This window comes from Kitasatospora sp. NPDC087271, from assembly GCF_044744605.1.
Lineage (GTDB): Bacteria > Actinomycetota > Actinomycetes > Streptomycetales > Streptomycetaceae > Kitasatospora.
The window spans coordinates 1-12021 of the sequence record NZ_JBIUYQ010000019.1 but is presented as its reverse complement, the minus strand read 5'-3'; the positions used below and the strand labels follow the sequence as shown (position 1 = coordinate 12021).

Genomic DNA, 12021 nt, shown 5'->3' with positions numbered 1-12021 from the left:
CGGCCCGTCATCGGGCGGCCAGCCGTTCGGCGATGGCGCTCACGGTCCTGGCCCGGAACACCAGTTGCGGGGGGACGCGGGTGCCGGTCTCCCGGGACAGCCGCATCGCGACCCGGACGGCGGCCAGCGAGTTGCCGCCGATCCGGAAGAAGTTGTCCTCCCGGCCGACCTCGGTGAGGTCGAGGACCTCGCACATGGCCTCGGCGACCAGCCGTTCGGCTTCGGTCAGCGGGTCGCGGGCGGCGGCCCGGCGCCCGGCGGGGGCGGGCAGTGCCTTCCGGTCGACCTTGCCGTTGTGGTTGAGCGGCAGGGCGTCCAGGACGTCCAGGGTGGCGGGCACCATGTGCTCGGGCAGCAGGCCGGCCAGGTGGTCGAGGAGCACCTCCGGGTCCGGTGCGTCGGCCCCGACGGTGACGTAGGCCGCCAGGCGGTGGTCGCCCGGGGCGGGCTCGTGGACGGTGACGGCGGCCTCCTGGACGGCGGGGTGCCGGGTGAGCGCGTCCTCGATCTCGCCGGGCTCGACCCGGAAACCGCGGATCTTGACCTGGTCGTCGATCCGGCCGGTGACCTCCAGCAGGCCCCCGGCGTTGACGTAGCCGAGGTCTCCGGTGCGGTAGAGGCGCTCGCCGGGGGCACCGAACGGGGAGGCGACGAAGCGTTCGGCGGTGAGGCCGGGCCGACCGAGGTAGCCGTAGGCGAGACCGCCGCCGGAGGCGTACAACTCGCCGATCACGCCGGGCTCGACGGGGCGCAGCTGCTCGTCCAGGACGAGGACGCCCTTGCCGTTCAGCGCGACGCCGATCGGGACGGAGCTGCCGGTGACGTCCTCCGGGCCGACCTGGTGGCAGGTGGTCAGGCCGAGGCTCTCGACCGGGCCGTAGCCGTTGGCGACCACCAGGCCCGGGTGGTTCTCCAGGGCCTTGGCCACGTGGGTGACGGAGGCCCGCTCGCCGGCCGTGATGGCCAGTTTGAGGCCGTCGTAGGTCTCCGGGAGCTCCTCCAGCAGGAAGTTGAACAGGCTGGCGGAGAGCTGGAGTTCGGTGACGCCGTGGCGGCGGGTCAGCTCGGCGATGGTCTGCGGGTCCGGGCGCTGGCCGGGCTGCAGGACGCAGGCGCCGCCGAAGCAGAGCGCGCCGTAGAGCTCCAGCGCGAAGGCGTCCCAGGAGACCGGCGAGCACTGCAGCCAGACCTCGTCCGGGCCGAAGCGGGCGTAGTCCTGGCCGAGGTAGGTGGTGGTGAGCGCGCGGTGCGGGACGGCCGCGCCCTTGGGGCGGCCGGTGGAGCCGGAGGTGAACATCACGCAGGCGAGATCGGCGCCGTCGACCGGCACGCCGAGGTCGTGCGCCGCGTACCGGGCCAGCTCGGCGGCCGCGGCGTCCAGGTCCACCTGGCGCCGGACGGCGAACGGCACGGTGGCGTGGCGGTGGGTGATCACCGTGGCGGCGCCGGTGTCGGCGACCGCGCCGGCCAGCCGCTCGGCCGGGAAGTCCGGGTCGAGCAGGGTGTAGGCGGCGCCGGTCTTGAGTGCGGCCAGCAGCGCGGTGACCATCTCCGGCCCGCGCTCGGCGAGTACGGCGACGGTGTCGCCGCGGCCGATGCCGAGGCCCACCAGGTGGCGGGCCAGCCGGTTCGCGGCGGCGTTCAACTCGCCGTACGGGACGGCCCGTTCACCGGAGATCAGGGCGGTGGCCTGCGGGGCCCGGGCGGCCTGCGCCTCGAACAGGGCGTGCCCCGGCACCTCCAGGGCGGCGGCCAGGGTGCCCAGCCACTGCTCGCACAGGCCGGCCATGGTGGAGGCCTCGAAGAGGTCGCTGTCGTACTCGAAGCGGCCGGTGAAGCCGGTGCCGCGGTCGTCCACCGAGACGGACAGGTCGAAGCGGGAGACGGGGTTGGAGTGCAGTTCGCGGGTGACCTCGCACCCGCCGACGGTCAGCGGGCGGGTGTCCAGCGGGTGCAGCTCCAGCAGCACCTGGCACAGCGGGTTGCGGTCCTCGGGGCGTTCCTCCAGCACCGCGTTCGCGATGTCGTCGAAGGGCACCTCCTGGTGCCGGTAGCCACCGATCGACACCTCGCGCACGTGCCGGACCAGCTCGCGGAAGGAGACGCCCTCCTCGACCTTCAGACGCAGCGGCAGCAGGTTGACGAAGTAGCCGATCAGGCCGTCGAGTTCGGCCCGGCCACGGACGTTCACCGGCGAGCCGAGCACCAGGTCGCGCTGCCCGGAGCGGCGGTGCAGGGTGAGCGCCAGCCCAGCGAGCAGCACCATGAACGGGGTGGCGTCCTCGCTACGGGCGAGCGCCCGCACGGCCCCGGCCACCGGATCCGGCATCGCGAAGCGGTGGAACGCGCCGCGGAAGGCCTGCTCCTCGGGGCGGGGGTGGTCCGGCGCCAGCGCGTCGACGTCCGGAACGTCGGCCAACTGCTCGCGCCAGTAATCGAGCTGCCGCTCGGCGGTGTCGTCCTGGTACTGCCAGGCCGCGTAGTCGCCGTACTGGACGGCGAGTTCCGGCAGCTCGGCCGGGCGACCCTCGGCCGCCGCGGCGTACAGCTCCTGGAGCTCGGCCTCCAGCACCGGCAGCGAGCCCTCGTCCCAGACGATGTGGTGGAGGAGCAGCAACAGCGTGGTCGCCCCGGCGGCCCGGAAGACCCGCGCCCGCACCAGCGGCCCGACCGCCAGGTCGAAGGGCTCCAGCGCGGCCTCGGCCACCAGGTCGTCCACCTGGTCGGCGGTGGTCTCGGTGAGCGTGAACGGCAGCTCCACGGCCGGGTGGACGACCTGGCGCGGACCGTCCTCGGCGAGCTCGAAGGTCGTCCGCAGGCTCTCGTGCCGCGCCACCACCCCGGCCAGCGCCTGCCGCAGCAGCTCGGGGTCGACCGGCCCGGCGAACCGGAACACCCAGGGCACCACGTAGGTCGGCGCGTCCGGGTTCCACTGGTCGAGGAACCAGAGGCCGCGCTGGAACTTGGACAGCGGGGCCCCGGCGGCGCCCGAGCGGACCAGCGCCGGGCGCTCACCGCCGGAGGCGGCGGTCACCGCGGCGGCGAACTCCGCCAGCGTCGGCGCGTCGAAGATGGTGTACGGGGACACCATGCCGAAGACGTCGAAGACCCGGCCCACCACCCGCACGGCCGTCAGCGAATCGCCGCCCAGGTGGAAGAAGTTGTCGTCCGCCCCGACCTCGGGCACCCCGAGCACGTCCGCCCAGACCGCCGCGATCAGCTGCTCGGCGGGCGTGCGCGGCGGGCGGCCGGCGGGCTGGCCCTCGGGCGCGGCCTGCGGCTCGGGCAGGGCCTGGCGGTCCACCTTTCCGCCGCCGGTCAGCGGGAAGGCGTCCAGCGCCGTGAGCGTCGCCGGGATCATGTGCTCGGGCAGCCGCTCGGCCAGCCAGTCCCGCGCCTCGGCGTACCGCGGCGCGGCGCCGGTCAGGTACCCGGCCAGCCGGCCCTCGCGCGCCACCACCACGCAGCCGGTGACGCCCGGGTACCCGGCCAGCACCTGCTCGATCTCGCCCGGCTCGACCCGGAAGCCGCGGACCTTCACCTGGTGGTCGCTGCGGCCGACGAACTCCAGCGGGCCGTCCTCGGTCGTGCGGCGCACCACGTCGCCGGTGCGGTACATCCGCGCGCCGGGAGCGCCGCTCGGCGCTGCGGCGGGGTCTGCGAGCGGGGCCGCGGGCGGGTCCGCGGGCGGGGCCACGAACGGGTCCGCGACGAAGCGGTCGGCGGTCAGGCCCGGGCGGCCGAGGTAGCCGGAGGCCAGCAGCGGCCCGCCGACGTACAGTTCGCCGGCCGTGCCGGGCGGCACCGGACGCAGCCGCTCGTCGAGCACGTAGAGCCGCCGCCCGCCGAGCGCGGTCCCGATCGGCACGCCCGCCTCGGGCTGCTCGCCCGCGAGCCGGTGGGTGGTGGCGGTGACCACCGTCTCGGTCGGTCCGTACGCGTTCAGCAGCGGCACCCCGGTCGCGGCCCACCAGGCGGCGGCGGTGGCGGGCTCCAGCTTGTCGCTGCCCGAGATCATCAGCCGAAGGGTGCGCGGCACCCGGCCGCCCAGGGCCGCCACCACGTCCTGGAAGTAGCCGGCGGCCAGGTTGGCGACGGTGACGCCCTCGGCGTCCAGCAGGTCCAGCAGTTCGGCCGGGGAGAGGAGTCGGTGCTCCGGGAGGACCAGGCAGGCCCCGGCGGACAGCGCGCCGAGGACCTGCTCCACGGCCACGTCCACCGTCGGACGGGCGAACTGCAGCACCACGTCCTGTTCGGTCAGGCCGAAGGTCCGGACGGCAGCGGCCAGGTGGCCGGTCAGCGCGTCGAGCGGGACGTGCACGCCCTTCGGACGACCGGTGGTGCCGGAGGTGTAGATGACGTAGCCGGCACCGGCAACGGCACCCGCGCCGTCGCTGAGCCCGCTGAGCTCGGTGAGCTCCTCGCCGCCGAGGGCCAGGGAGGCCCCGGCGTCCTCGGTGATCCAGCGGTTGCGCTCCTCCGGGGCCTCCCGGTCCAGCGGCAGGTAGGTGGCGCCGGCCCGCAGGACCGCCAGCAGCGCGACCACGTGGTCCAGCCGGTCGCGGCCGGTGACGGCGACCGTCCACCCGGGGGCGAGCCGGGCGGCGAGCGCGGCGGTCAGGCCGTCCAGCTCCCGGTAGCTGACGGTCCGGCCACCGGTGCGGACGGCCGGCCGCTCCGGAAAGCGGCGGACGGCGGAGGCGAACGGCTCGAAAGTGGGCGGCTCGAAAGCGGAAACCGTGATTTCAGGCGCCGTGATTTCGGGCGCAGCATTCTCAGTAGGGAAACCGCGAGAGGACATCATCCAGCCCCAGAAGTGAGATGAATCGGCGACGAGTTCGACGATAGGGGGAATTCGACGGCCCTATCGGCAGGAAATGAGGAAGGAAATCGGCAGTTTCCGGCGCCGCTTTCCGGACCTGCCGCAGGAATCGACCCGGGCAGGCCGGGGCTACCGGCCGGCGGTGATTCCGTATTCCTCGGGGGACCAGACGTCCTCCCGGTCCAGGGCCTGTGGCGCGTACTTTCCGAGCGCACTGATCAGCAGTCGGAGTTCCAGCGCCAGACAGTCCACGAAACGGCGGAGCCCGGATTCCCGGTCCTCCGCCACGGCGAGCAGCGCCGCCCGCCCGAGGCCCACCGCGCGGGCCCCCAGGGCCAGGCTCTTGACCGCTCTGGCGCCTTCCCAGATCCGCCCGGAGACCAGCAGCGAGGGCGGCGGCGCGACCGCCAGCCGGCGCAGGCACTCCGCGAGCGGCAGTCCGACGTGCGGCAGGAACACCCCGGGCGCCCAGCCGGTTCCGCCTTCGGCGCCGTCCACCACGACGGCGTCCGCCCCGGCCTCGTGCGCCACCCGGGCGGCCTCGGCCACGTCCCGGCCGGGGTAGAGCTTCACCCAGATCCGCACCCGGGGGTAGTTGTTGCGCATCAGCCGGATCTGCTGGCGCAGGATCTCCGCGGTGAAGGTGCCCGGGGTGGCGGCGCGCAGCACCCGCCCGTCGCCGAACAACGGGTCCAGCCCGAAGCGGTCGCCCAGCGCGGCGGCGGCCTCGGCCTCCAGCACGGTCATGCCGCCCAGGCCCGGTTTGGCGCCCTGGCCGACCTTCAACTCGAAGGCCAGCCGTCCGGATTCCAGCAGGGGCAGGGCGGCCGGGTCGCTGTGGACGAGGTTCCACACCTCGGCGTCGGCGTCCTCGGTGCTCTGCTGGACGGCCACGCCGCCGAGGCCGTCCGGGAGTTCCTCGGTGTAGGCGCGCAGCCGGCCGAGCAGCGTGCGGTCGGCCGCCTCGCCGAGCCGGCCGTAGCCGTTCACCGGCACCACGTTCTCGCCGATCACCATCGGGATGCCGAGTGCCCCGGCCTGCCGGCTCAGTGCCAGCCCGAGGTCACCACCGGCGGCCCGGGTGGAGCCGGTCGCGGAGACGTACACCGGCAGCGCGGAGGCGAACCCTCCGATGACGGTGGCCAGTTCGACGTCCCGGTAGTCGGGCTCGCGGCCGAGGTCGATCAGCTTGGCCAGCCGCTGCGGCAGGAACAGCGGCGGGACGATCCGCAGCGCGTCCAGGGCGTCCGGCGGCGCCGCCCGGTCCGCCGCGCCCGGCCGGCCGGCGCCGAACAGCACGTGTCCGTACTCCTCGGCGGGCGGGAAGGCGGCGGCCGCTCCGGCGCGGGCCCGGTTCCGGACCTCCTCCTCCGGGAATCCCGGCGCGCTGAGGTCGCTCACGGGGACACCACCCCGGCGATCTTCGGGAAGGCGCTGGCCTGCCAGACGGCGTCCAGCCCGGCGACGTACCGGGTGAGCCGCTCGACCCCGATGCCGAAGCCCGCGCTGGCCGGCACGCCCTCGCGCACCAGGTCCAGGTACCAGCGGTACTTCTGCGGGTTCTCGCCGGTCTCCCGCATCCGGGTGACGATCTCCGCGTAGTCGTTGGTGCGCTGGCTGCCGCTGCACAACTCGCCGTAGCCCTCGGGCGCCAGCAGGTCGAAGTTGCGCAGCAGGCCCGGGTCGTCGGGGTGCTCGCGGTCGTAGAAGCCGCGCGAGCCCTTCGGGTAGTCGGTGACGAAGAACGGCCGGTCCCGGCGGGCCGACAGCAACGCCTCGCCCTCCCAGTCGAGTTCGGCCTCAGGGCTCTGCGGGTGCCCGATGCCCTGGAGTTCGGCGACCGCCTCGGCGTGCCGGATGCGACCGAAGGAGCCCTGCAGCAGTTCGGCGAAGGCCTGCGGGTCCCGGCCGAGTTCGGCGAACTCCTTGGGCAGCGCGCGGACGGTGCTGTCGACCATGTGCACCACCAGGTCCTCGGCCAGTTGGACGACGTCGTCCCGGCTCGCGCCGGCGACCTCCACGTCCAACTGGTGGAACTCGGCGAGGTGGCGGCTCGTCCCGGCGGTCTCCAGCGGTTCCAGGCGGACGTTCGGGGCGATGCAGAAGATCTTGTCGAAGGCGAGCAGCGAGGCCTGCTTGTACAGGATCGCGCTGGTCATCAGCTTGTAGCGGTGGCCGTAGAAGTCGATGTCCACCTGCTTGGAGCCGCGCGCACCGGGATCGGTGACCGGGCCGATGATCGGCGGCAGCAGTTCGGTGAAGCCCCGGCCGCGCAGGAACTCGCGGGCCGAGGTGAGCAGGTGCTGCTGGATCCGGAGCGCGCTGCGGGTGGCCGGCGCGGTCAGGTGCCGGCCCGGGTCGGTCGGCGGCAGGAGCGTGGGGTCGGGCATGGTCGGGTCCTCTTCTCTCGTTCTCTCGTGGAGCGTGGAGCGTGGTTTCTCACCCGGCGTCTCACCCGGCGTCCCACCCGGCTTCTCACCGGGCGTCTCACCGGGCGGCGGGCAGGCCCCGGAGTGCGGGTGCGGGCGAGCGTTCGGCCCGCTCGTCGTAGCGCTGCTGGACCTGGGAGAGCGCGGCCAGCAGCCCGGCCGAGCCGAGGATCGGCGCGCGGCCGCCCTCGGCGAGCCCGGCGATCGGCATCGAGCCGACGGCGGACCACAGCAGCCGTCCGTCCGGGCCGAGCGAGCTGCGCGTCCGCCCGGCGTTGTCGGGGTGCAGGCAGTACGGCACGTCCAGGTAGCCGGCCGCGAACGCCCGCACCAGGGCCCGCCCGACGTCGGCGTCCAGGTCGAGCACCGCTCCGATCAGCGCCCTGGCCTCGGCCTCGATCCCGGTGTCCGGCGGGGCGGCGGGCCGGGGGCGGGAGCGTTCCGCCGTGGCGGCCTCGGCGGCGGTCTCCAGCGCCCGGACGTTCTCGGCGACGGTCGGGATGCGGTGCGCCTCGGCCGTGGTCTTGACGATCAGCCGGGCGGCGCCGCCGCGCACCGCGAGCCGCGCGGCGTCCTCCAGCAGCAGCCGGGCGCCGCCGGGCGAGCGCGGGTACACGCCCATGTACGCGTACACCACGAGGTGCCGGTCGACGTCCGCGAGCAGTTCGCCCGCGATCCGGCCGAGCGCGGCCAGCGCCTCCTCGTCCTGGTCGGCGTTGGCCTGCTGGGTGTAGCTGAGCGAGATGCTGCGCAGCCCGTGCTGGCGGAAGAACAGCGCCTCCAGGACGCTGATGGCGATCAGCAGCGAGGGCGGGCAGAGCTGGCCCATCATGCAGCCGCCGAACGTCTCCAGGTGCGGATCCGCACCGAACTCCCGTATGGACGACAGCAGTTCGCAGCTGCGCTGCCAGCGGGCCACCGCCTCGTGCAGCGGGGTGCGGCCGTACGGCAGGCAGTAGGAGACCGGTCCGCCCTCGGTGGCGTCCAGGCCGGCCGCCAGCAGCGCCCCGATGATGTGCTCCGGCGCGGCCGAGCCGTGCCGGACCTGTACCGGGAAGCCCGCGTCCGCCACCCCGGCCAGGACCGCCCGGGTGACCTCGACCGGGTGGGTGGCGATCGGATAGCCGTTGAGGCCGGCCCCGGCGGCCAGTGCCCGCCGCGCGGCGTCGAGGTCGCCGGTGCGGGTGTAGCTGTCCAGGGTGATGGTGCCGACGGTGACGGCGGCCGCCGCCCGGGTGGCGAGCAGGCCCTCCCGCATCCGGGCCGCCCGCGCCATCCCCATCCGGGGCTGGACCACCAGTGCGCCGGCCTCCGCGGCCTGCGCCACGAACGCGCCGAAGCTCGTCACAGCAGGACCCGGGAGTGCAGCCCGTCGACGAACTCGCGGAACCCGGCCACCGCGGAGCCCTCCTCGAAGACCCGGTCGAAGCCGGCCGCGAGCAGTGTGCGCTCGCGGTCGGGGTCGTCGGTTCCGGCGATGCCGAGCTTGCCGCCGATGACCGTCGGGGTGCGCCGCAGTTCCGGGCAGGCGCGCAGGGCCGGGATCACCCGCAGCCCTTCCTGGTGACCGTGCCCGTTGACGCTGCTGATTACGATCAGGTCCGGTTCGATCCGGCGGCATTCGGCGAGCAGCAAGGCGTCGGGGACGCACGCGCCCAGGTTCGTCACCCGGTGGCCCATTTCCTCCAGCAGCAGTTGCAGGAACACCAGGTTCCAGGTGTGCGAATCCGAGGCCGTCGTCGTCACGACGACGTCCAGTCTTCTCTCTCCGGTATTTCCGTGCTCCACAGCCCAGCCCTCGTCGGTAGCGATCGTCGATGGAATTCCGCCGACGCCCCAGCCGGCGGCCCGGGAATTCCGGCGCGTATTCCGCGGCGGTCCAGCCCCACGGAGAACGCTAGGAACGATCGGGCCCGGCGACCGGCAGCTCGTGCGGCAAGATGCGGGCAAGAAGCGGCAGTATCGACACCCGGCCGGCCTGCCGCCGCGCGGTCAGCCCGCGACGGCGAGCAGTTGGACGTCCGCGGCCGGCGCGAACCGGTGCCCGGGCTCCTCCCGGAGGAGGCGGCGGCACACGTTGAGCACCGTGAAGCGCACCCCGTCGCGGGCGGGCACGCTGCGGATCAGTCCGCGCGACAGCAGTTCGTGCACCGTCGCCAGGCAGGTCTGCGGCGCCCAGCCGCTGCGGACCACCGCGTCCTCCCCCGACCAGTCGCCGGGCTCGTCCACGAGCACGTCCAGCAGGGCCCGCTGGCGTTCCGTCAACCGCTGGATCGCCGGCTCCACCTCGTCCCGGACGTCACCGCGCGTGCCGTACACCACCGGCGGTGCCGCCAGCGTGAACGGCCCGGCCGACAGCCGGGCCAGCAGCTGGGCGGTGGACTGCACCAGCGTCCACCCCGCCGCGCGCTCCAACGCTCCCGGCAGGCCGTCCAGGTGGCGGCAGAGCGCGGCCACGGCGGGGGCCTCGGAGCGCTCCAGGGTGTAGCCGGGGCGCAGCCGGCGCAGGTGCGAGAGCAGCAGCCGGACGGCGCCGATCTGCGCCAACGCCTCCGGCTCGGCGTCGAGCTCGGGGGCCGGTACGGGCAGCGGGGCGAGCGGGACGACCTGCCCGCCGGGCAGCGGCCAGGCCTCCCGGGCGGTGATCAGCACCCGCAGCCCGGGGCAGTGGTGGAACAGCCCGTCCAGCCGGGCGGCGTCCACCCCGCCGTCGGCGCCGTCCAGCACCAGCAGGGCGGGCCGGTCGCCGATGTCCCGGACGATGTCGTCCACCCGGCCGTGCCAGGGAGCCGAGTCACCGGCGCAGTCCACCCAGCGCACCGACCAGCAGGCGGCCAGGTGCAGGCGGCGGGCCACCTCCAGGGCGAGCCGGGTCTTGCCGACCCCGCCGAGCCCCACCAGCGAGACCAGCCGGTCCCCGTGCACGGCGAAGGCGTCGGACAGCACCTCGGCCTCCATCTCCCGCCCGACGATGGCCCCGCGCGCCACCGGCGGGGCGACCGGCGCCACGGCCGCCGGCTCATCGGCGAGCGGGTGCCGACGGGCGGCCTCCTCGAAGTCCGCCCGGCTACGGCCCTCCAACCGCAGCGCGTCCGCCAGCAGCCGGACGGTCTCGTTCCGCGGCCGTCTCACTCGGCCGCTCTCCATGTCCCGGATGGCCCGCACGCTCAGGGTGGCGTGATCGGCCAGACACTGCTGGGTCAGGCCGATCCGCTCGCGCCGCACCCTCAACTGCTCTCCGAAGCCCGCCGCCGTCCTCACCGCTTGCACCCACTGCCCGCCGTCCATGCCTCGTCTGCCCTTCGTGGTCCGGACTCCTGATGGGGGTCGGGACCAGTGGCGGCATCAGCGCTGGGCACCCGCGCGGTCCGTGGTCCGACCGCGTGGGACCCGGTGGTCAGGCTGTGGCCTCCGAACCGGTCCCCTCCGGTTCCAGATGCTCCAGGCTCGCCGTCTACGCCCGATCAACGGCCGATCACCGGCCCCACCCACGACCTTCACGCGGGCCTCACAGCCCGTCGGCGGACTGCTCCTCTAGTCCCGTACTTCGCGGGTCGTTGATTCGTATGGTGTGACCGGTCCGGGAGTGTCCCGGACCGGTCGTGTGGCGTTGATCCGGATGTGTCGATGACTTCCCGGTCCCCGCGGCCACGGTCCCAGCGTCAGCGCCTTGAAGTTGTGGTGACGTCCGTGGTGGAGAAGCGTCTGGGCGCTCTGCCTGTCGCTGCCGAGTTTCTGCGCCGGCTGGATGTGGCCGGGATCGTCGACGAGGTGTGTCCGGGCGGCGCGAGCGCGCATCTGACGCACGGACAGGTCATCGAGGCACTGGTCGCCAACCGGCTGACCTCGCCCGCACCACTGGTGCGGGTCGGGGACTGGGCCCGCACCTGGGCGGTGGAGGAGGTCTTCGGCATCGAGCCGGCTCTGCTCAACGACGACCGTCTGGCCCGGGCCCTGGACGCGATCGCGCCGGAGCTGGACAGAATCGCGGGGACGGTCGGCGCCCGGGCAATCACCGAGTTCGGGATCGACGTGTCGAGGCTGCACTGGGACATGACCAGCATGTCCGTCCATGGCGCCTTCCCTGCCGGGAACCAGGACGAGCAGTACCCGGTCATCGGCTACGGGCGCCCCAAGGACCGGCGGGTGGACCTGAAGCAGGTCCAGGCCGGACTCGCGGTCTCCGCCGATGGCGGCGTTCCTCTCCATGCCCGTGTCTTCGACGGGGGTGCGGCCGAGGTCAGCCAGGTCGTCGGCGCGATGACGGACCTGCGGGGCATGGCCGGTGAACAGAAGTTCCTCATGGTCGCCGATTCCAAGCTGGTGTCCTATACGAATGTCGCCGCACTGCTCGCGGCCGGGGTGGATTTCATCGCACCGGTCCCGGCCGCGCAGGTCAAGGACGAGGTCTACGCAGCTCTGGACCTCGCGCAGGCGCAGGAGGTGGACTGGGTGCCCGAGCGGGACACCGACAAGCCGGCCGCCGAGCAGGAGAGCTACCGGGTGCTGGAGGACATCCACACCATGGCCGGGCGCCGCAAGCGGGATCCGGTGCACCGGGTGCGCCGGATCCTGGTGCACTCCACCGCTGTCGCGGCGGGCCAGCGCCGGGCTCGCGAGAAGCGACTGGCCCGGGCCGGCGAGGAGATGGACAAACTCGCCAGTGCGGCGGGTGGCCAGCACTATCGGACCCACCAGAAGATCACGGCCCGGATCGGGGTCATCGCAGCCAAGCGGCACGTCACCTCCTGCCTGCGCTGGACGATCAAC

General features: G+C 73.9%; 7 protein-coding genes. 1 reads left to right on the top strand and 6 read right to left on the bottom strand.

The window, feature by feature from the left end:
- Positions 1-7: 7 nt before the first annotated feature.
- The 6 genes from ACIO9K_RS27395 to ACIO9K_RS27370 form a co-directional block, all read right to left on the bottom strand.
- Positions 8-4801, bottom strand: a complete 4794-nt coding sequence (locus ACIO9K_RS27395; protein ID WP_400333918.1) for an amino acid adenylation domain-containing protein — start codon at positions 4799-4801, stop codon at positions 8-10.
- A 150-nt stretch (positions 4802-4951) separates the two neighbouring features.
- Positions 4952-6223 carry a glutamate synthase-related protein gene (locus ACIO9K_RS27390; protein WP_400333915.1) on the bottom strand — a complete coding sequence of 424 codons (1272 nt, stop codon included), beginning with the start codon at positions 6221-6223 and terminating at the stop codon, positions 4952-4954.
- Positions 6220-7212, bottom strand: a complete 993-nt coding sequence (locus ACIO9K_RS27385) for an asparagine synthetase A (RefSeq protein ID WP_400333912.1) — start codon at positions 7210-7212, stop codon at positions 6220-6222. Before ACIO9K_RS27385 ends, ACIO9K_RS27390 begins: the two co-directional genes overlap by 4 nt.
- A gap of 97 nt (positions 7213-7309) precedes the next feature.
- Positions 7310-8599 (bottom strand): methylaspartate mutase, encoded by a 1290-nt coding sequence (locus tag ACIO9K_RS27380; RefSeq protein WP_400333910.1) that lies wholly within the window; start codon positions 8597-8599, stop codon positions 7310-7312.
- Positions 8596-9063 carry a cobalamin B12-binding domain-containing protein gene (locus ACIO9K_RS27375; protein ID WP_400334124.1) on the bottom strand — a complete coding sequence of 156 codons (468 nt, stop codon included), beginning with the start codon at positions 9061-9063 and terminating at the stop codon, positions 8596-8598. The genes ACIO9K_RS27380 and ACIO9K_RS27375 overlap by 4 nt, the downstream gene beginning before the upstream one ends.
- 180 nt (positions 9064-9243) lie before the next feature.
- Entirely contained in the window at positions 9244-10539 is a 1296-nt protein-coding gene (locus ACIO9K_RS27370; protein ID WP_400333907.1) for a helix-turn-helix domain-containing protein, read from the bottom strand.
- Positions 10540-10941: 402 nt separating this feature from the next.
- Here ACIO9K_RS27370 and ACIO9K_RS27365 point away from each other — a divergent pair.
- The coding region (locus ACIO9K_RS27365; RefSeq protein ID WP_400333904.1) for an IS1634 family transposase at positions 10942-12021 on the top strand (1080 nt) is incomplete at its 3' end.